Origin of the sequence: Janthinobacterium aestuarii, from assembly GCF_051380835.1 — a bacterium.
Taxonomy (GTDB): domain Bacteria; phylum Pseudomonadota; class Gammaproteobacteria; order Burkholderiales; family Burkholderiaceae_D; genus Janthinobacterium; species Janthinobacterium aestuarii.
In genome coordinates, this window is record NZ_JBNYXU010000005.1 from 423,808 (window position 1) to 442,939 (window position 19,132).

Here is a 19,132-nt window from a genome sequence, read left to right on the forward strand (position 1 = left end):
CCATGACAAAAAAAATTCTTCTCCTGAGCGTCTCGGCCGGCGCCGGCCACATGCGCGCGGCGCAAGCCATCGAGGCGTATGCGGCGCGCGATGGCGGTGGCGGCCCCGCAGCGCTGGCCCTGCATCTGGACGTGATGGATTTCGTCACGCCGGCCTTCCGCAAGCTGTACACGGATTTCTATATCAAGCTGGTCAACAAGGCGCCCGCGCTGTGGGGCTATCTGTACCACGCCACCCACGATGCGCCGCGCGACAGCTCGATGCAGCGATTGCGTCGCGCCGTCGAGCGCGTCAACACACGCGCGCTGATGACGCAGATCGCCGCCTTCCAGCCCGACGCCATCATCTGCACGCATTTCCTGCCGGCCGAACTGCTGTCGCGCGCTCTGCGCCAGCACCAGCTGTCCTGCCCCGTGTGGGTGCAGGTCACGGATTTCGACTTGCACCGCATGTGGGTGCATGAACACATGCAGGGCTATTTCGCCGCCACCGACGAAGTGGCGTTCCGCATGCGCCATGAAGGCATCCCCGCCGACCGCATCCACGTGACGGGCATCCCCATCATGCCCGCGTTCGCGCAGCTGCCCGAGCGCGGGCAGTGCGCACAGGCGTTTGGCCTCGACCCGCGGCGCACGACGATTTTGCTGATGGGCGGCGGGGCGGGACTGGGCAGCCTGGAAACGGTTGCCGCGCGCCTGCTGGCCTTGCCGGGCGACTTCCAGCTGATCGTGCTGGCAGGGAAAAACGCGGCCGCGCTGGCGGCGCTGCAGGCGCTGGCCGGCCAGTATCCGGGCCGTCTGCTGGCGCAAGGCTTTACCAGCGAAGTCGAGCGCCTGATGGCGTGCGCCGACCTGGTGATCACGAAGCCGGGCGGGTTGACCACGTCCGAATGCCTGGCGCTGGGCTTGCCCATGATCGTCAACTCGCCGATTCCGGGGCAGGAAGAGCGCAATGCCGACTATCTGCTGGAGCAGGGCGTGGCCTTGAAGGCATTCGACGCCGTCACCCTGGAATACCGCGTGCGCCTGTTGCTCGATCATCCCGAGCAGTTGCAAGCCATGCGCGAAAAAGCGCTGGCCCTGGGCCGTCCGCGCGCCGCCCTGGATGTACTGGCGCAGGTGCTGGTTTGACGGGGGGCGTAGTAAAACCCTGGCAGATCGGCCTGACCCTGGCCTGGGTAGCCCTGCTGGGGCTATTTTTCGCGCAGGTGGAAATCCAGATCGAAGGCGCGGCCGGCTGGGCCGCGAACCTGCCCACCTGGCGCATCGAAAGCCATTGGCTGCTCGATATCTTCTGGGGCGGGCGGCCGATGACCGGCTACCATGCCTGGGTCTTTCCCTTCATCGCCCTGTTCTTCCATTTCCCCATGATCTTCCTGGCGCAATGGTCGCTGCGGCTCGAATGCCGCGCCATCGGCTGCATTATGCTGTTCTGGATCATCGAGGATTATCTGTGGTTCGTGCTCAATCCCGCCTATGGCGTGGCGCACTTCAATCCGGCCCACATCGCCTGGCACAAGCACTGGCTGTGGTGGGCGCCGACCGACTACTGGGTGTCGCTGCTGCTGGCCAGCGTACTGCTGTGGTTTTCATACAAGAGGAAGTCATGACCTTGCCGTATCTCCTGCTGTTGTCCCTGGCCCTGGCGGCCGGTTCCGCCGGCGCGCAGGCGCCCCTGCCGCCCGAGCGCAATACCGAGTGGGCCACGCCGCTGCCGCAGGTGTCGAACCTGCACCAGGTCACGCCCGTCCTGTACCGCAGCGCCAAGCTCGATAGCAGCGACGTGGCCCAGCTGCAGGCGCTGGGTGTGAAGACGGTGATCAGTCTGCGCTCCTTCCACTCCGATACGCAGGTGCTCGAAGGCAGCGGCATCCGCGCCGTGCGTATCCCCATCAATACCTGGGCCATCCGCGACAAGCACGTGGTCGACACCATGCGCAGCATCCGCGCCGCAGAGCAGCAGGGACCCGTGCTGCTGCATTGCCTGCACGGCGCCGACCGCACGGGCATGATGGCCGCCATGTACCGCATGTTGTACCAGGGTTGGCCGCGCGAGAAGGCGATCGACGAGCTGAAAAATGGCGGTTACGGCTACCACGCCGTGTGGAAAAATATCGAAAGCTACCTCAAACGCGTAGACGTGGCGGCACTGCGCGCGCAGATCGAGCAGGAAAAACCATGAAGACCTTGCTGTTCGCACTGGCCGCCTGCTCCGCCTGTTATCCGCTGGCCACCGCGGCGGCCGCGCCTGCGCTCGAGGTGCGCGACGTCAGCAAGGCTGGCATGCCCGGCAAGACCTTTGCCGCCGCGACCAGCATGCCGGCCAGCGTGGCCACCGTCTGCGCGGCCATCCAGGATTTCGCCGGCTATCCGCAGTTTATGCCCAACGTGGACAAGATCAAGGTGATGGCCGCCGGCGGCGGCGCCTCGCTGGTCGACGTCACGCTCAAGCTGCCGATGGGGAAAATCAAGCAGTACCGCCTGAAAATGACGCCCAAGGCGCTCGACGCCAGCTGCAGCCTGGCCTGGAAGCTGGTGCCCATGGAGGGCCTGAAGGTGGAGGACACCATCGCCGACACCAGCGGCTACTGGCAGTTGTCGCCGGATCCGTTTGATGCGGGCGCCGCCGCCGTCAAGTACCAGGTGTACACGGATCCGGGCCCGGTACCGATGGGCCTGGGCTGGATCGTCGACAGCATGAGCCGTGACAGCATCCCGAAAATGTTCGACGCGCTGCGGGCACGGGTGGCTGCGCGCAAATAGCCGGCGTGGCGTGGCAGCCACTTCACGCTGGTACGCCACTTCAGGCATGATGTTGTTTCATCCACACATCTGCCCGGAACCCGCATGGAACACCATAGCTTTCTCATCAACATACTGTTTTACCTGGTCGCGGCCATCATCATGGTGCCGCTGGCCAAGCGTCTGGGCATGGGCGCCGTGCTGGGCTATCTGGTGGCCGGCGTCGTCATCGGACCGTGGGGACTGGGCCTGATCAAGAATGTCGAGGTGATCCTCAGCTTTTCCGAATTCGGCGTGGTGCTGCTGCTGTTCCTGATCGGCCTGGAGCTCGAGCCGAAGCGATTGTGGCTGCTGCGCCGGCCGATTTTCGGCTGGGGCGGGGCGCAGGTGGGCGTCGTCAGCGCGGGGCTGTGCGCCGTGGCCATGGCCTTTGGCGTGGACTGGCGCACGGCGCTGGTCGGCGCGCTGGGGTTGTCGCTGTCGTCGACGGCCATCGTGCTGGCCACCCTGGGCGAACGAAAACTCATGAGCACGCCGGCCGGTTCCGCCGGCTTTTCGATTCTGCTGTTCCAGGACATCGCCGCCATTCCCATGATCGCGCTGGTGCCGCTGCTGGGCGGCCTGGTTACGCATAGCGGCGAACCGGGCTGGCTGCGCGTGGCCAAGCTTGCCGCCGTGCTGGCGGCGCTGGTGATCGGCGGGCGCTTCCTCGTCAATCCCATCCTGCGCTTCATCGCCCGGACGGATTTGCGCGAAATCTTCACGGCCTTCGCCCTGCTGCTGGTGATCGCCATCTGCGTGCTGATGGAATCGGTGGGCCTGTCGATGGCGCTGGGAACCTTCATGGCGGGCGTGCTGCTGGCCGATTCCGAATACCGGCATGAGCTGATCAGCGACCTGGAACCGTTCAAGGGACTGCTGCTGGGCCTGTTCTTCATCGCCGTGGGCATGTCCGTCGATTTCGGCGTGCTGCGCGCCCAGCCCTTGCTGATCCTGGCCCTGGTGGCGGGGCTGCTGGTGGTGAAGATCGCCTTGCTGTACCTGTTGTCGAAGTTTGTCGACATTCCCCGCGGCCAGCAGCTGTTTTTTGCGCTGCTGCTGTCGCAGGGCGGCGAATTCGCCTTCGTCGTGTTTGCCGCCGCCGAGGCCGCGCACGTGTTTGCACCGGAGACGGCCGCGCTGCTGGTCGTGGTGGTGACCCTGTCGATGGTGGCCACGCCCTTGCTGCTGCTGGCGCACGACAAATTCGTTGCGCCGCGCCTGCAGGGCGACAAGAAGCGCCGTCCCGACGACCATATCGAGGCGCAGGACAATCCCATCGTCATCGCCGGCTTCGGCCGCTTCGGCCAGATCATCGGCCGCCTGCTGGCGGCGAACAAGATCGGCGTGACGGTGCTCGATCACGACCCGGATCAGATCGAGCTGCTGCGAAAATTCGGCTTCAAGGTGTTTTATGGCGATGCCACGCGCGTGGATTTACTGGTGGCGGCCGGCATCGAGAAGGCCCGGGCGCTGGTGATCGCCATCGACAATGTGGACGACAGCCTGGCCCTGGTCGACGCCGTGCGCCTGCGCCTGCCCGAACTGACGATACTGGCGCGCGCGCGCAATGTCACGCATTACTATGAATTGATGAAACGCGGCGTGACCCTGATCGAGCGCGAGACGTTTGCCGCGGCCCTGCTGCTGGGCGAGCAGACCTTGCGCCAGGTGGGCTTCAGCGAGGAGCGGGCGCAGCGCGCGGCCGGCATCTTTGGCCGGCATAATCTGAAGACCTTGCTGGAAGTGGCGCCGCACTTCCAGGACCAGCAAAAAGTCATGTCCCTCACGCGCCAGGCGCGCGAGGAGCTGGAAGACATGTTCGAGAGCGATGCGGCGGCGTTTGCGGCGGCGGAAGCTGAAATTCCGGGGTCAGACCCTCAACACCGCTAACGCAGAGGGGTTACTTCCCCCGCTTTGCTTCAATCGCCTCGATCTGGTCCATGATGCCGTTCATGCGCGCCACCAGCGCCTGGTACGGTTTCGGCGAGGCCAGGTCGACGCCGGCCGCCTTCACCAGCTCATACGGGTAGGCCGAGCCGCCCGCGCTGAGCATCTTCAGGTAGGCGGCCAGCGCGCCCGGTTCCTTGTCGAGGATGCGCTGCGCGAAATCCTGCGCCGCCGCGATCGAGGTGGCGTACTGGAACACATAGTAGCCGTGATAGAAATGCGGCACGTAAGCCCATTCCAGCGCGTAGGCGGGGTCGATGGTCATGACGCCTTGCACTTCGCCGTGGTAGCGCTTGAGGATGCCGGCGTAGATGGCCGTGATCTCTTCGCCCGTCAGCGACTCTCCCTTGTCCACCTTGCCGTGGATGGCCGCCTCGAATTCGGCGAACATGGCCTGGCGGAAGAAGGTGCCGCGCAGGTTTTCCAGCGCCGCGCCCAGGTACAGCAGGCGCTCGTCGTCATCTTTGGCCTGCTTCAGGCGCGCGTCGAGCAGCAGCGCCTCGTTCGTCGTCGAGGCGATTTCCGCGACAAAGATGCTGTACGGCGCATAGATCGATGGCTGCGCTTTGTTGGCCAGTACCGAGTGCATGGCGTGGCCCCATTCGTGCGTCAGGGTGCTGACGGCTTCGTAGTTGTCCGTGTAGTTGAGCAGCACGAATGGATGCACGTCGTACGCGTCGCCATTCATGTAGGCGCCAGCCACCTTGCGCGGACGCGGATACACATCCATCCAGCGCGCCTCCACGGCGGCGCTCAATGCCTTGACGTAGTCGGGGCCCAGCGGCGCGGCGGAGTCGAGCATCATCTGCTTGCCTTCGGCCAGCGGGAACGTGCGGTCGCTTTTCAGCAGCGGCGCATAGATGTCGTAGTAAGCCAGGTCCTTGACGCCGAGCATGCGCGCGCGCAGCTTGAAGTAGCGGTGCAAGGTGGGCAGGTTGGCGTTGGTTTGCGCGATCAGGGTCTGGTAGACGGCCGGCGGCAAATTGTCGGCGTCGAGCGCCGCGCTTTGCGAGTCTGGATAGCGGCGCACTTTCGCGTAGGCGGCGTCCGTCTTCAGCTGGCCGTACAGGGTTTCGCCGAACGTGCGTTCATACTCTTTCCACTTGCCGAAGAAGGCGTCGAATACCAGCTTGCGGTCGGCGCGCTGGTCGTCGCCCCGGTATTTCGTGTAGGCCGCCTGGTCGAGGCGCACTTCCTTGCCGTCCGACAGTTTCACGGTGGGCCACGGGATTTCCGCATTGGCCAAGGTGCGGTAGACGCTGGCGGCCGAACTTGTTGCCAGGCCGAACTGGGCCACCAGTTGTTCGCCGGCCGCGTCCAGCGTATGCGGCGCGCTGCGCAGCATGTTACTCAATTGAAAGCGGTACAGCTGCAAGCCCTTGTCCTTCGCCAGCATGGCGTCGATGCGCTTGCTGCCCAAGGCAAGGATTTCCGGCTGCAAAAAGGTCGTCGCCTGGCTGAAGTCGTTGCCCAGCAGGGCGGCGCGCTGGTTCAACTGGTTGCCCTTGCTGTCGCCCGTATCCTGGTCGTAATACTGCGCCGCATAGGTGGTCAGCGTGTTGACGCGCTTGCGCACCTCGGCGTACAAGTCCAGGCAGCTTTTCAGGCGGGCCGGCGAGGCTTTCAATTGCCCCTTGCAGGCGCCCAGTTGCTGCAGCTGGGCCGACAGCTTTTTCGCGTCGGCGTCGAACGCGGCGTCGTTTTGATACAGCGCCGTCAAATCCCAGCGGTCGGCCTGGCGGTCGGTGGGGGCGGCGAAGGCTGTGGAGAGGGCAAAGCCGAGGGCCAGCAGGGTCAGTACGGGGCGTTTGAGCGCGGGTGTCGGCATACAGTATCCGTTCATGGTCTGGTTGCAAGGGATGCCGGCACGGGCGTGGCGGCAGACACCGAGCTTACTGCAGCAGGGGGATGAAGGAAAGCATTTCGGACGTGGGGGAGGGAAGCGGGGAAGGCTGGCTTCCCCGCGTACGCCATGCTTACTGCTTCTTGCTCAGCAAATCGAGCAGGATCGACGTTTCCGCCGTGATCGCCGCCTTGATGGTCGGCTGGTACTCGGGCGCCCATTGCGGCGAGTGCGGGCCGGCCAGCGGTTTGCCGCTGGCCTTGGCCGCGGCTAGCTTGGCCGGCTCCACCGCGCCGATATGCAGCAGCACGGCTTTTACGCCGGCCTGGCCGTAGTTGGCGAAGTCTTCCGACGTCATCTTGGCCGGCATTTCCGTCACGTTGGCCGTGCCCAGCGATTTTTGCAGGGTAGACACCATGCGCAGGGTCAGGTCCGGATCGTTGTAGACGGCGTCCGTACCGGGACGAATCTCCACCAGCGGCTCTTTCGGCGCGCCGGCGGCAAACGCTTCACCCTTGACTTCACGTGCGATGCTGGCCAGCACGCGCTTGCGCACGGCGTCCTTGAAGGTGCGCACCGTCAGCTGCATGGTGACCTGGTCGGGCACGATGTTGGCCTGCGTGCCGCCATGGATGCTGCCCACCGTGATGACGACGGGATCCATCGGATTGTTTTCGCGCGAGACCAGGGTTTGTAGTGCCAGCACGATGCGCGCAGCCATCACGACGGGGTCGCGCGTATCGTGCGGCGCGGCGCCGTGGCCGCCCTGGCCGTACACCGTAATGCTGATGGTGTCGGCGGCGGCGCGGAAGTAGCCGGCGTGGTAGCCCACCGTGCCCGATGGCAGCGTCGCTTCATCGTGGAAAGACAGCGCGTAGTCCGGTTTCGGGAAGCGCGTAAACAAGCCGTCCTTCAGCATGGCGGCCGCGCCCAGCAGCGGCTCTTCGGCCGGCTGGCCCACCAGCATCAGGGTGCCGCTCCAGTGCTGGCGGTTGTCGGCCATCAGCTTGGCGCTGCCATACCAGGCCGACATGTGCACGTCGTGGCCGCAGGCATGCATCACCGGCACGGTTTCGCCGGCCGCGTTCTTGGCGACCGCGCTGCTGGCAAACGGCAGGCCGGTTTTTTCCAGCACGGGCAGGGCGTCGATCTCCGTGCGCAGCATGACGACGGGGCCGGGGCCGTTGCGCAAGATGGCGACGACACCCGTGCCGCCCACGCCCGTGGTCACGTCAAAACCGAGCGCCTTGACCTTGTCGGCCAGCTTCTTTGCCGTCTCGACTTCCTGGAACGCCAGTTCCGGGTGGCGGTGCAGGTCCAGGTACAGGCTTTCGACGGCCGGGTAATTGGCCGCGAGCTGGGCCGCGATGGCGGGCGGCAGGGCCGCGCCGTGGACGCTGCCGGCGCAGGCGAGAGCGGCGGCGAAGGTGATTTGTTTCAGGGGGAATGAGGAAAATTTCATAGGTTTCTTTGAGAAACAGGTGCGCGGACATGCGCGGTACCCGTAGTTGCGGAGAAGACTTTTAACTTAACAGAAACATTTCTCAAAATCAATAAATCAGCTACATATATTTCAACAATGTATAATCTGCAAGATAAAAAATTCCATATGGAATTAAATATATCTTCGATGCACTTATTGAGAGAAAAGACACCATGGGCTTTATCGCAAATATCAAGATCGGCAAGCGCCTGAGCATCGGCTTTGTCCTGATCCTGGCAATGACCGTTCTGATCGCTACCGTAGGCGTGTGGCGCCTCAATGAAGTGGCGACGTCCACGCGCGCCATGATGGCCGAACCGCTGACCAAGGAACGCCTGATTACCGACTGGTATGGCTTGAACTTTGCCTCGATCCGCCGCACGGCCGCCATCGTCAAGAGCAGTGACCCGGCGCTGGGACCGTATTTCAAGGAAGACTCGGCCGCGTCCGTGAAGAAGGCGGCCGAATTGCTCAAGCAGATCGAGCCGCTGGTCGCGGGCGACAAGGAAAAAGCCCTGTTCGCCAAGATCCTCGAACAGCGCAAGGTGTACAGCGCCTCGCGCGATGGCGCCGTCAAGGCCAAGGCCGATGGCGACGTGGAAGGCGCGGCGCACATCCTCGACACCGCGTTCACCCCGGCCGCCAAGGTCTACCAGGATTTGCTGCAGGAACTGGTGACCATGCAGCGCGAAAGCATCGATGCGACGGCCAAGCAGATCGACGCTTCCGCCGTGCATGACACCACCGTCATCAGCCTGCTGACCCTGTTCGCCGTGGCGTTCGGCGTGGTGTGTTCGTGGCTGCTGACGACGGGCATCACGCGTCCGCTGCGCCAGGCGCTGGCGCTGGCCGAAACGGTGGCCGCCGGCGACCTGACGCAGACCGTCGCCACGACGGCGAAGGATGAAACGGGGGCGCTGCTGACGGCTCTTGGCAATATGAACAACAACCTGGTCGGCATCGTCAGCCAGGTGCGCAGCGGCACGGACAGCATCGCCACGGCCTCGTCGGAAATCGCCGCCGGCAACCTGGACCTGTCGTCACGCACGGAACAGCAGGCCGGTTCGCTGGAAGAAACCGCCTCGTCGATGGAAGAACTGACCAGCACCGTCAGGCAGAACGCGGACAACGCACGCCAGGCCAACCAGCTGGCTATCGCGGCGGCCGGTATCGCCAGCCGCGGCGGCGCGGTGGTGGCCGAAGTGGTGGAGACCATGGGTTCGATCAACGAATCGTCGCGCAAGATCGTCGACATCATCAGCGTGATCGACGGCATCGCCTTCCAGACGAATATCCTGGCGCTCAACGCGGCCGTGGAAGCGGCGCGGGCCGGCGAGCAGGGCCGCGGTTTCGCCGTCGTGGCCGGCGAAGTACGCAATCTGGCGCAGCGCTCGGCGGCGGCGGCCAAGGAAATCAAGGGCTTGATCGACGATTCCGTCAGCAAGGTGGGCGCGGGCGCCAAGCTGGTCGACCAGGCTGGCGCGACGATGGATGAAGTGGTGTCCAGCGTCAAGCGCGTGACCGACATCATCGGCGAGATTTCCAGCGCCAGCCAGGAGCAGACGCATGGCATCGGGCAAGTCAACCAGGCGATTACCCAGATGGACCAGGTGACCCAGCAAAATGCGGCGCTGGTGGAAGAGGCGGCGGCCGCCGCCGGTTCGCTGCAAGAGCAGGCGCATGGCCTGGCGCAAGTGGTGAGCGTATTCAAGCTGCGCGAGCAGCCAGGCTTGCTGCGCCGCCCGGCGCCACAGCCGGCAGCCGCGCGCCCTGCGCCGGCGCCGCGTGTTGCCGCGCGCAGCATTGCCGTCAAGGCGAAGCCGCCGGCTCCCGCGAAAGCACTGGCCGGTGATGACTGGGAAGAGTTTTAAGACAGGCTACTTAAGTGAACGGCGCCATCGCCTTGATGGCGCCTTGCGTCAGGGTCAGCCTTGTTGCAGCGGGATCGTGCCGAACGTCGTCGGCGTCGAGCACGGCTCTTCGTCGAAGGCGATGTCGCCCATGGGGTTGGCCACGCCGTCCGCCTTCAAGTCCTTGAAGCCGAACAGTTTCGGGTCCATCAGATGCGATGGCGCCACGTTCGACAGGGCCGAGAAGATGCTTTCCACGCGGCCGGGGAATTTCTTGTCCCATTCGCGCATCAAGCCCTTGATCTGCTTGCGCTGCAGGTTTTCCTGCGAACCGCACAGGTCGCACGGAATGATGGGGAAGCCCTTGACTTCCGCATAGCGCTGCGTGTCTTCTTCCTTCACGTAGGCCATCGGGCGGATGACGATGTGCTTGCCGTCGTCCGATTGCAGCTTGGCCGGCATGCCTTTCAGTTTGCCGCCGAAGAACATATTCAGGAAGAACGTTTCCAGGATGTCGTCGCGGTGGTGGCCCAGGGCGATCTTGTTGGCGCCCAGCTCGTCGGCCACGCGGTACAGGATGCCGCGGCGCAGGCGCGAGCACAGCGAACACGTCGTCTTGCCTTCCGGGATCAAACGCTTGACGATGCTGTAGGTATCCTGGTTTTCGATGTGGAAAGCCACGCCCAGTTCCGTCAGGTAGGCGGGCAGGATTTTCGGCGGGAAGTTCGGCTGCTTTTGATCCAGGTTGACGGCGACGATATCGAAGTGAATCGGCGCGCGTTCGCGCAAGGTCATCAAAATGTCCAGCAGCGCATAGCTATCCTTGCCGCCGGACAGACAGACCATCACCTTGTCGCCGTCTTCGATCATGTTGAAGTCGCCGATGGCTTGCCCCACCAGGCGACACAGGCGCTTGTGCAGCTTGTTGTTTTCCAGGGCGATCTTTTCCGCCTTCTTGCGCGCCAGTTTCTGCGCTTCCACGTTGGCCGGAATTTCCACGGCGGTTTCCATGATTGCGGTGTCGTTCATATTGCTCATACTTCATCCTTGATCTTGAATACTTCGACGCCCACGCCTTCGCAGTCGGGATACACGTCCGGTTTCATGCTCGACACGCGCGCGGCGCGCACGCGCGGGTGGGCCAGCATGGCGGCCAGCACGTCGTCGACCAGGCTTTCCTGCAGTTGCACGTGGCCTTGCGCCATGCGCCTGGCGATGGTTTCGCGCATGAAGTCGTAGTCGACCACTTCTTCCAGCTGGTCATCCTTCGGCGTCGACAGGGCCAAGGGAATGTACAGGTCGACGTTGATGAGGACGCGCTGCTCGCCCTTTTTCTCGAAGTCGTAGACGCCGATGTTGATGAGGACTTCGTAATTGCGCAGGAACAGCCGGCGGCAATCGGCCAGGCGAGGGTGGGACAGGGCGGACGACATAGTTTTACCTTTTAGGGGATGCTGGAATGCTGGTTGTTTGGTGCGGCTGCTGATTATTTGGTCAAAAACATGACGTCGCGCGGCAAACCGATCAGATGCTGGCCGCCATCGACCAGCAGGGTCGTGCCCGTCAGCGCGCGCGCGCCGGCCACGTAACAGACGCAGTCGGCCACATCCTCTGGCGTGCTGGAGCGTCCCAGCGGCGTGTTTTCATGCGCCTTGGCAAAGTTCGCTTCCGTCTGTTCGCCGGAGACCATGGTGATGCCGGGGGCGATGCCCACCACGCGCACTTTCGGCGCCAGCGCCTGGGCCAGCATGGTGGTCGCCGACAGCAGCGCCGCCTTGGACAGGGTGTACGACAAAAAATCAGGATTGAGATTGTACAGTTTTTGATCCAGCAAGTTGATGACCACGGCTTGCCCGCCTGCCGGGGTTGCCTGGTACAGCGCTTGCGCCAGCAGGATGGGGGCGGCCAGGTTGGCGTGCATGTGGGCGTCGAGCGCGGTGAAGGAAAAATCGCCGGCATTGTCGTATGCAAACAACGATGCGTTGTTGACCACGCAAGTCACTGGCCCCAGCGCCGCCTGTGCCTGCGGCAACAGCTGGCGCACGGCCACTTCCTGCGCCAGGTCGCAGGGGAACGCTTGCGCGCGGCGGCCCAGCGCCGTGATTTCCGCCACCAGGCTCTGCGCTTCCTCGCGCGAGTCGCGGTAATGGACGGCGATATCCCAGCCGTCGCGCGCCAGGCCCAGCGCGATGGCGCGGCCGATGCGGCGCGCCGCGCCCGTGACGAGGGCGACGCGGGGAGTGCTGTCGAAGGGCGTTGTCGTTGCTTCTGTCATGTCTTTGCTATGGTTGAGATATTCGGTGGACGCCACACTGGCGGCATGCGCCGCCGATTCGCTACAATGCGGGAATGTCTCTTCCCGTACCCGATAGCGACGCGCTGGCCGCGTCCCATGCCTTGCAGCACCAGATTGCCGCCGAAATCGCGCGCAACGACGGCGCCATTCCCTTTGTCCGTTTCATGGAGCTGGCGCTGTATGCGCCTGACCTCGGCTATTACAGCGGCGGTGCCGCCAAGCTGGGCAAAGATGGCGATTTTACAACCGCGCCGGAGATTTCGCCCCTGTTCGGCGCCACTCTGGCCCATGTGGCAGCCGCTATTATGGCGCAAACGGCCCCGCGCATCCTCGAATTCGGCGCCGGCACGGGCAAGCTGGCCCTGGACATCCTGACGGAAGCGGCGAATGCCGGCATCGCGATCGAACAGTATGCGATCGTCGAATTGTCCGGAGAATTGCGCGCGCGCCAGGAGCAGGCGCTGGCCGCCTTCCCGCAAGTGGTGTGGCTCGACGGTTTCCCCGACAGTTTCGAAGGCGCCGTGTTCGGCAATGAAGTGCTCGACGCCATGCCCGTCAACCTGATCAGCAAGACACCGGCCGGCTGGTGCGAACTCGACGTCAGCATTGCCGACGGCCAGTTCGTGTTTGTCGAGCGCCCGGCCGGCGCCGACGTGGCCGCGCAGATCACCGCCCAGGTGCCCGGCGCCGATGACTTGCCGGTCGGTTATGTCACAGAAATTCATGGTGTGGCCTGCGGCTTCATGCGCTCGCTGGCGCAGATGCTGACGAATGGCAAGGGCGGCGCGGCCGTGCTGTTCGATTACGGTTTTCCTGCGCACGAGTATTACCTGGACTTGCGCGCCACGGGCACCCTGATGTGTCATTACCGCCATCACGCCCACGCGGAACCGTTTTATCTGCCCGGCCTGCAGGACATCACGGCGCACGTGGACTTTACGGCCATGGCGGTGGCGGCCCAGGACGCGGGCCTCGACGTGCTCGCCTACATGAACCAGGCGTCCTTCCTGCTGGGCTCCGGTATCGGCGACTTGCTGCTGCGTACCGACCCCGAACAGGTCAAAACGTACTTGCCGCAGGCCAGCGCCGTACAAAAGCTGGTGTCGCCGGCCGAGATGGGGGAATTGTTCAAGGTGCTGGTGGTAGGGTATGGCGTGGAGTTGCCGGAAGCGCTGTTGTCCAGTGACCGCAGTCACCGCCTGTAAGCGCCGGCAATATCAAGGCGGGGCAGTATCGCCCTGCAATTTCCTGTCCGCCGGTGGTTATTATCTTGTCATATCGTATATGATGACCGACACAGCACGGTTCCATCCTGCAAGAACCCGTCGCCGCGCACCGATTTCAAGATAGAACGATGGGAAAGATACATACACACTATGACAACCTGAAAGTGGCGCGCCTGGCGCCGCAGGAAGTCATACGTGCCGCGTACAAAGCCCTCAGCCAGAAATACCACCCGGACAAGAATCCCGGCGACGAAAAGGCCGCCCGCATCATGGCCATCCTCAACAGCGCCTATGGCACCTTGTCCGATCCACAACGCCGCAAGGAACATGACGAGTGGATCGCCGCCGAGGAGTGGGAAATCGAATGGCTGGAAAGCACCCGCCACGAAGAAGGCAAGACCCGCGATGGCCGTGCGAAAGGCCATGCCCAATCGCATGAGCACGCCTGGGCGCAGGATGTGCCGCCGCCGAAGGGCAAGCCGCGGACCGCGGCGCTGCCCATCTGGCGCAACTGGCGTTGGTGGCTGAGTTTGCTTGTCTGCCTGCTGCTGGGCTGGCTGGGCGCCTTGCTGATGCTCGATACTTCGCAGCCCGTGCCTGCCGCGCTGGCCTCGGCCTGGAGCGGCCTGGCCCGCGATGGCGCCAAGGCGCATCCGGACACGGCAACGGCGGACAGCGTCGCCACGCCGCCGGCAAAAAACGAGGCCGTGGCCGTCGATAGCTGGGCGGTAGGCAAACCGTATGCGGCCGAGCCCGCGCAAGCGAAGGCGCCCGAGATCCGCGTGCTGGCCGTGGCGCAGCTGAGCCTGAAAGCCAGCCGGCCCGCCTGCGATGGTGCCGGCCAGGCCGAGTCGGCGTCGCTGGTGGCACCGAATGGCGAGCCTTGGCCTGCGCGGTCCGGCTATGTCGATGGCTTCCCGATCGGTAACAAGGGCGCCGAACTGAGCTTGACCATCGACAACAGCAGCAACACGGCACCCGTCTTCGTCAAGTTGTATGACCAGGAACGGCGCTCGAATGTGCGCTACCTGTACATCCTGGCCAATGACAAGCTGACGGTGGAGCAGCTCAGCGCGGGCAAGTACGAAGTACGTTACCAGGCCGTCGGGCCAGGCCAGGACAATTGCGGCGGCGCCACGCGCAGCGGTGCCTCGATACCGGCACCGGCCGCGGGAGAGGACGGTACGCAGAATCCTGTTGTAAGCAGCATCTAATCTGATTATGCTTGATATGCGTCAACGCAGCGTCCACATCGAACTTATCCCTTAGGAGTATTCATGACCGACCTCAAAGCCGATGCAGATGATAACTGGCTGCTCGACGAAGATGAGCCGGTGGCCAGTCCCTCCGGGCTGGCCGCGCCCGACCAGCGCCTGTGGCGTGTGCTGATCGTCGATGACGACGTCGATGTGCATGCGGTGACGCGGCTGGCGCTGCGCAATGTCAGTTTCAAGGGCCGTGAACTGGAACTGTTTTCCGCCTACAGCGGTCGCGAAGGATACGAGATCCTGCGCGACACGCCCGATATCGCGCTGGTGCTGCTCGACGTGGTGATGGAAACGGATGATGCGGGCCTGATCCTCGCCAAACGCATCCGCGCCGACCTGAATAATTCCATCGTGCGCGTCGTGCTGCGCACAGGTCAGCCGGGTCAGGCGCCCGAGCAGCGCGTCATCATCGAATACGACATCAACGATTACAAGGCGAAGACGGAACTGACGACGCAAAAGCTGTTTACGACCGTCATTTCGGCCCTGCGCGCCTACGAGAGCCTGATGATGCTCGAGCGCAGCCGCATCGGCCTGGGCAAGATCCTGGCCGGCGCCACCAATCTGTACCAGATCCATTCCCTGCGCGAATTCGCTTCCGGCGTGCTCAACCAGGTCAGCGCCATCCTCGACGTGGGTGCCGACGGCGTGCTGTGCCTGATGCAGGGCGGCGCCGGACGGCCCGAGGTGGTGGCCGCCACGGGCACATATGCCGTGCTGGCCGAGTCCGAAGCGATGCCGGCAGATCACGCGCTCACGCCCACCATCGACAAGGCGTTCGCGGAAAAGCGCAGCCAGTTCGAGCATCCTGCCAATGTGCTGTTCATCCATACGGAAGGCAACCGCGAGCTGGCCATCTCCGTTACGCCGCCGTGGCCGCTGGCGCAGATCCAGCGCGACTTGCTGGAAGTGTTTTGCCAGCGTATCGCCGCCGCCTTCGACAACCTGTACATGTTCGGCCAGCTGCGCAAGGCGCAGGAAGCGACCGTCGTGGCGCTGGCCGACCTGGCCGAGTTCCGCGACAGCGACACGGGCGGCCACGTGCGGCGCGTGCAGCTCTTGTCCGACGCCATCGCCCAGCGCATGCACCAGCGCGGCGTGTATGCCGACGAGCTCAGCCCGCAGCTGCTCGACATGATCGGCCTGGCCAGCATCCTGCACGACGTGGGCAAGGTGGCCACGCCGGACGCCGTGCTGCTCAAGCCGGGCCGGCATACGGACGAGGAGCGGGCGCAGATGCAGCTGCATGCCAGCGTCGGGCGCACCATCCTCGAGCGGGCCGCCAACATGGTCGACGGCATCAGCTACCTCACATATGGCGCGCAGATCGCCGGTGGCCACCATGAACACTTCGATGGCGCAGGCTACCCGAATGGCCTCAAGGGGCGCGACATCCCCGTGGCCGCGCGCATCGTTGCCGTGGTCGACGTCTTCGATGCCTTGCTGCACGAGCGGCCCTACAAGGAGCCGTGGCCGTATCCGCAGGTGCGCGAATACATCGAGCAGCGCAGCGGCAGCCAGTTCGATCCGGAAGTGGTGACGGCGCTGCTCGACCTGATCGACAACGAGCCGCAACTGTGGCATCCGGAGCGCGCCACCGCTTGAGCAGCAACTTCGTTGGCGCTTTTCGGCACGCCGCCATTCCCTTGCGCGCGGCGCCGTCATATACTCGGCAGCCTCATGCTGGCCGGCGCCACGCACCAGTGTGGCGCGCCGCGGAGTTTTCGGACATCACGACATGAAAGAACTCAAGGGCCTCAGTGCACTGATCATCGAGCCGCATCCGGGCATGCGCGCCAGCCTGCACAATATGCTCAACCTGTGCGGCCTGGCGAAGATCGACGACGCGGCCAGTTCGGGCCAGGCGATCCGCATGCTGGGCAGCAAATCATATGATCTGATCCTGTGCGAATACGACCTCGACGGCGGGCAGGATGGCCAGCAGATGCTGGAAGACTTGCGCCACCACAAGTTGATGCACGCATCGACCATGTTCTTCATGGTCACGGGCGAAGGCAGCTTCGCCAAGGTGGTCAGCGCCGTCGAGCTGTTGCCCACCGATTACATCCTCAAGCCATTCACCGCTGACAACATGCTTGAGCGCATCGGCCGCGCGCTGGACAAGCGCAATGCCTTCGTGCCCGTGTATGCACTGATCGACGTGGGCAACGAGCGTGCGGCGATTGCCGCCTGCGCCGAGGGCGCCAGCCTGTATCCGCGCTACGCCACGGATTTCCTGCGCCTGCGCGCGGAACTGCATCTGCTGCTGGGCGAGGCGACCGACGCCGAACCGATCTACGCAGCCTTGTACGAGAGCAAGTCCATCGGCTGGGCGCGCCTGGGGCAGGCCAAGACACAGTTCCTACTGGGCGAATACGAAGCGGCGCAGGGCACCCTGGAAGGGCTGCTGGAAAACAACAAGCGTTTTCTCGACGCCTATGACTGGCTGGCGCGCACGCACTTGGCGCAAGGCAAGCCGGAACTGGCGCAGGCGGCCCTGAGCGAAGCGGTGGTCCTCTCGCCGCACGCCGTGCGCCGCTTGCGCCGCCTGGGCGAGGCGGCCCTGGCGGCCGACGATATCGAGATGGCGGAAAAATCCCTCAAGTTGGTGGTCAGCAAGGCCAAGTATTCGGAATTCCGCGATCCGGAAGACCATGTGCGCCTCGTGCAGACCCTGGTGCGCAAAGGCGACCCGCTGCAGGCGGGCGCCGTGATCCGCGACCTCGACAAGTCGATGGGCGGGCAAAAGAATGCGGAACTGTGCAGTGCCCTGTGCAGCGCCATGCTGCATGCGCATACGGGCAACGAAGAGCGCCTGCAGCAATCGCTGGACGTAGCGCTGGCCGCCAACCGCCACAGCGTGGGCGGCTCGAACATGCTGAAAACCGAACTGGCGCGCCACTGCCTGGCGCATGGGCGCGAGGATGGCGCGGCCGAGGTGATGCGCGAAGTCATGCGCAATGCGCCCGACAGCGCCGCCATGACGCGCGCCATGGCCGTGTTCGAACAGGCGGGGCGCGAAGAGCTGGCCAAGGCGCTGGCACGGCAAAGCCGCCAGGAAGTGGCCGACATGGTGGCGGCCGGCGCCGCCCGAGCGGGAGAGGGCGATTTCCGCGGCGCCGTCGACCTGATGGGCGAGGCCGTCACGCGCCTGCCCGATAATCCGCAAGTAGTCTTCAATGCGGCCGTGGCCGTGCTGAAATGCCTGGAGCACGAGGGCTGGGATGAGCGCATGGGCCAGCAGGCGCTGACGTTTATCGCCGGCGTGCGCCGTTTGGACCCGCGCAACCCCAAATTGCCGGTACTGTCGGGCCTGCATCAGCAGTTGTTGCGTAAATATAAGCCCTTGGGCAACTCCTGGATGCATCCGCCTGACGCAAGGTAAATGGAGTAAATGACGGGAAAATGCGGCTTGCGGGCAGGGAGGATAAAAAAAATGCGAAAAAAGCCGACTTTTTCGCGCCAACCCTTGCACATTCTCAAATCGGGAGCTTATAATCACGCCCCGAAGCAGCCAACTTCTTTTTTATACGCAAATGCAGCAGTCAGGCATCAGTAAATAAGGTTGACAGTTGTGAGTAGATGCTTCATACTCTGCGGTTCCCGCGGAGGGGTGGCCGAGTGGTTAAAGGCGACAGACTGTAAATCTGTTCTCTATGAGTACGCTGGTTCGAATCCAGCCCCCTCCACCAAGTTTTTGCAAGGAAAACTGGGTAGTAGCAAAAAGCAAGTGAAGAAAAGTGAACGATACCTCGCGGGTGTAGCTCAATGGTAGAGCAGAAGCCTTCCAAGCTTACGACGAGGGTTCGATTCCCTTCACCCGCTCCAGTTTCCGTTCAGATGCTTGATGCATCGCATGCAACAAATTACAGCCCTTGTAGCTCAGTGGTAGAGCACTCCCTTGGTAAGGGAGAGGCCACGTGTTCGATCCACGTCAAGGGCACCAGAATTCGCAGCAGGCAGCACAGAAGCAATTCAAACCAGACCGTCGGGCGTGTGCCTGAGCAATCTAATCAAATCATTAGGAGTTCAAAATGGCAAAAGGTAAATTCGAACGGACCAAGCCGCACGTCAACGTCGGCACCATCGGCCACGTCGACCACGGTAAAACCACGCTGACCGCTGCAATCGCAACGGTTCTGTCGAAGAAATTCGGCGGCGAAGCTAAAGCATACGACCAGATCGATGCGGCACCAGAAGAAAAAGCGCGCGGTATCACGATTAACACCGCCCACGTCGAGTACGAAACGGAAACGCGTCATTACGCGCACGTTGACTGCCCAGGCCACGCCGATTACATCAAAAACATGATTACCGGCGCAGCCCAGATGGACGGCGCGATCCTGGTGTGCTCCGCAGCTGACGGCCCAATGCCACAGACCCGCGAACACATCCTGCTGGCCCGCCAAGTTGGCGTTCCATACATCATCGTGTTC

16 protein-coding genes and 3 tRNA genes are annotated in these 19,132 nt (G+C 63.5%); 14 read left to right on the forward strand and 5 right to left on the reverse strand.

Going from position 1 to position 19,132, the window contains the following annotated elements; genetic code table 11:
* Positions 1-2: 2 nt before the first annotated feature.
* The 5 genes from ACQ4WO_RS16395 (at position 3) to kefC (ending at position 4,673) form a co-directional block, all read left to right on the forward strand.
* Entirely contained in the window at positions 3-1,130 is a 1,128-nt protein-coding gene (locus ACQ4WO_RS16395) for an MGDG synthase family glycosyltransferase (RefSeq protein WP_436482347.1), read from the forward strand.
* Positions 1,127-1,609 carry a hypothetical protein gene (locus ACQ4WO_RS16400; RefSeq protein WP_230518163.1) on the forward strand — a complete coding sequence of 161 codons (483 nt, stop codon included), beginning with the start codon at positions 1,127-1,129 and terminating at the stop codon, positions 1,607-1,609. The genes ACQ4WO_RS16395 and ACQ4WO_RS16400 overlap by 4 nt, the downstream gene beginning before the upstream one ends.
* Positions 1,606-2,181: a dual specificity protein phosphatase family protein gene (locus ACQ4WO_RS16405; RefSeq protein ID WP_436482348.1), complete on the forward strand. Its 576-nt coding sequence runs from the start codon at positions 1,606-1,608 to the stop codon at positions 2,179-2,181. The genes ACQ4WO_RS16400 and ACQ4WO_RS16405 overlap by 4 nt, the downstream gene beginning before the upstream one ends.
* A complete protein-coding gene (locus tag ACQ4WO_RS16410) occupies positions 2,178-2,762 on the forward strand; it encodes an SRPBCC family protein (RefSeq protein ID WP_436482349.1) in 585 nt (194 codons plus the stop codon). The genes ACQ4WO_RS16405 and ACQ4WO_RS16410 overlap by 4 nt, the downstream gene beginning before the upstream one ends.
* An 84-nt stretch (positions 2,763-2,846) precedes the next feature.
* The gene (gene kefC, locus ACQ4WO_RS16415) at positions 2,847-4,673 is read left to right on the forward strand and encodes a glutathione-regulated potassium-efflux system protein KefC (RefSeq protein ID WP_034753107.1); all 1,827 of its coding nucleotides are present in this window, start codon (positions 2,847-2,849) and stop codon (positions 4,671-4,673) included.
* 10 nt (positions 4,674-4,683) lie between these two features.
* Here the strand turns inward: kefC and pepF are convergent, their stop codons facing one another.
* Both pepF and ACQ4WO_RS16425 read right to left on the reverse strand, forming a co-directional pair.
* Positions 4,684-6,558, reverse strand: a complete 1,875-nt coding sequence (gene pepF, locus ACQ4WO_RS16420; protein WP_436482350.1) for an oligoendopeptidase F — start codon at positions 6,556-6,558, stop codon at positions 4,684-4,686.
* A gap of 148 nt (positions 6,559-6,706) precedes the next feature.
* Positions 6,707-8,035: an amidohydrolase gene (locus ACQ4WO_RS16425; protein WP_436482351.1), complete on the reverse strand. Its 1,329-nt coding sequence runs from the start codon at positions 8,033-8,035 to the stop codon at positions 6,707-6,709.
* Between the two features lie 194 nt (positions 8,036-8,229).
* On the opposite strand from ACQ4WO_RS16425, the gene ACQ4WO_RS16430 reads away from it, so the two are divergent.
* Complete coding sequence (locus ACQ4WO_RS16430) at positions 8,230-9,927, forward strand: methyl-accepting chemotaxis protein (RefSeq protein WP_436482352.1); 1,698 nt, start codon at positions 8,230-8,232, stop codon at positions 9,925-9,927.
* A 54-nt stretch (positions 9,928-9,981) separates the two neighbouring features.
* Here the strand turns inward: ACQ4WO_RS16430 and ttcA are convergent, their stop codons facing one another.
* Genes ttcA through ACQ4WO_RS16445 form a run of 3 tightly spaced genes read right to left on the reverse strand, consistent with a single transcriptional unit; the run spans position 9,982 to position 12,181 of the window.
* Positions 9,982-10,935, reverse strand: a complete 954-nt coding sequence (gene ttcA / locus ACQ4WO_RS16435; RefSeq protein WP_436482353.1) for a tRNA 2-thiocytidine(32) synthetase TtcA — start codon at positions 10,933-10,935, stop codon at positions 9,982-9,984.
* Positions 10,936-10,940: 5 nt separating this feature from the next.
* A complete protein-coding gene (locus tag ACQ4WO_RS16440; protein ID WP_092713601.1) occupies positions 10,941-11,339 on the reverse strand; it encodes a dihydroneopterin aldolase in 399 nt (132 codons plus the stop codon).
* A 53-nt stretch (positions 11,340-11,392) separates the two neighbouring features.
* Complete coding sequence (locus ACQ4WO_RS16445; protein ID WP_436482354.1) at positions 11,393-12,181, reverse strand: SDR family oxidoreductase; 789 nt, start codon at positions 12,179-12,181, stop codon at positions 11,393-11,395.
* A 74-nt stretch (positions 12,182-12,255) separates the two neighbouring features.
* On the opposite strand from ACQ4WO_RS16445, the gene ACQ4WO_RS16450 reads away from it, so the two are divergent.
* The 8 genes from ACQ4WO_RS16450 to ACQ4WO_RS16485 form a co-directional block, all read left to right on the forward strand.
* The gene (locus ACQ4WO_RS16450; RefSeq protein WP_436482355.1) at positions 12,256-13,407 is read left to right on the forward strand and encodes a class I SAM-dependent methyltransferase; all 1,152 of its coding nucleotides are present in this window, start codon (positions 12,256-12,258) and stop codon (positions 13,405-13,407) included.
* A 149-nt stretch (positions 13,408-13,556) separates the two neighbouring features.
* Positions 13,557-14,642: a J domain-containing protein gene (locus tag ACQ4WO_RS16455; protein WP_436482356.1), complete on the forward strand. Its 1,086-nt coding sequence runs from the start codon at positions 13,557-13,559 to the stop codon at positions 14,640-14,642.
* Between the two features lie 63 nt (positions 14,643-14,705).
* A complete protein-coding gene (locus ACQ4WO_RS16460) occupies positions 14,706-16,301 on the forward strand; it encodes a DUF3369 domain-containing protein (protein WP_436482357.1) in 1,596 nt (531 codons plus the stop codon).
* Between the two features lie 133 nt (positions 16,302-16,434).
* A complete protein-coding gene (locus ACQ4WO_RS16465; RefSeq protein WP_436482358.1) occupies positions 16,435-18,081 on the forward strand; it encodes a response regulator in 1,647 nt (548 codons plus the stop codon).
* A 222-nt stretch (positions 18,082-18,303) separates the two neighbouring features.
* Positions 18,304-18,388, forward strand: a tRNA-Tyr gene (locus ACQ4WO_RS16470).
* A 62-nt stretch (positions 18,389-18,450) separates the two neighbouring features.
* Positions 18,451-18,524: transfer RNA gene (locus ACQ4WO_RS16475), tRNA-Gly, on the forward strand.
* A 43-nt stretch (positions 18,525-18,567) separates the two neighbouring features.
* Positions 18,568-18,642, forward strand: a tRNA-Thr gene (locus ACQ4WO_RS16480).
* A gap of 88 nt (positions 18,643-18,730) precedes the next feature.
* Positions 18,731-19,132, forward strand: a 402-nt coding sequence (locus ACQ4WO_RS16485) for a GTP-binding protein (protein WP_436482359.1), incomplete at its 3' end; no start/stop codon positions are given.

Bases quoted from the DNA above. Each gene is read 5' to 3' on its own strand.
- ACQ4WO_RS16445 (WP_436482354.1), bottom strand. From the start codon at position 12,181: ATGACAGAAGCAACGACAACGCCCTTCGACAGCACTCCCCGCGTCGCC.
- ACQ4WO_RS16450 (WP_436482355.1), top strand. From the start codon at position 12,256: ATGTCTCTTCCCGTACCCGATAGCGACGCGCTGGCCGCGTCCCATGCC.
- ACQ4WO_RS16425 (WP_436482351.1), bottom strand. From the start codon at position 8,035: ATGAAATTTTCCTCATTCCCCCTGAAACAAATCACCTTCGCCGCCGCT.
- ACQ4WO_RS16460 (WP_436482357.1), top strand. From the start codon at position 14,706: ATGACCGACCTCAAAGCCGATGCAGATGATAACTGGCTGCTCGACGAA.
- ACQ4WO_RS16465 (WP_436482358.1), top strand. From the start codon at position 16,435: ATGAAAGAACTCAAGGGCCTCAGTGCACTGATCATCGAGCCGCATCCG.
- ttcA (WP_436482353.1), bottom strand. From the start codon at position 10,935: ATGAACGACACCGCAATCATGGAAACCGCCGTGGAAATTCCGGCCAAC.
- kefC (WP_034753107.1), top strand. From the start codon at position 2,847: ATGGAACACCATAGCTTTCTCATCAACATACTGTTTTACCTGGTCGCG.
- ACQ4WO_RS16430 (WP_436482352.1), top strand. From the start codon at position 8,230: ATGGGCTTTATCGCAAATATCAAGATCGGCAAGCGCCTGAGCATCGGC.
- ACQ4WO_RS16395 (WP_436482347.1), top strand. From the start codon at position 3: ATGACAAAAAAAATTCTTCTCCTGAGCGTCTCGGCCGGCGCCGGCCAC.
- ACQ4WO_RS16455 (WP_436482356.1), top strand. From the start codon at position 13,557: ATGGGAAAGATACATACACACTATGACAACCTGAAAGTGGCGCGCCTG.
- ACQ4WO_RS16405 (WP_436482348.1), top strand. From the start codon at position 1,606: ATGACCTTGCCGTATCTCCTGCTGTTGTCCCTGGCCCTGGCGGCCGGT.
- ACQ4WO_RS16410 (WP_436482349.1), top strand. From the start codon at position 2,178: ATGAAGACCTTGCTGTTCGCACTGGCCGCCTGCTCCGCCTGTTATCCG.
- pepF (WP_436482350.1), bottom strand. From the start codon at position 6,558: ATGCCGACACCCGCGCTCAAACGCCCCGTACTGACCCTGCTGGCCCTC.
- ACQ4WO_RS16440 (WP_092713601.1), bottom strand. From the start codon at position 11,339: ATGTCGTCCGCCCTGTCCCACCCTCGCCTGGCCGATTGCCGCCGGCTG.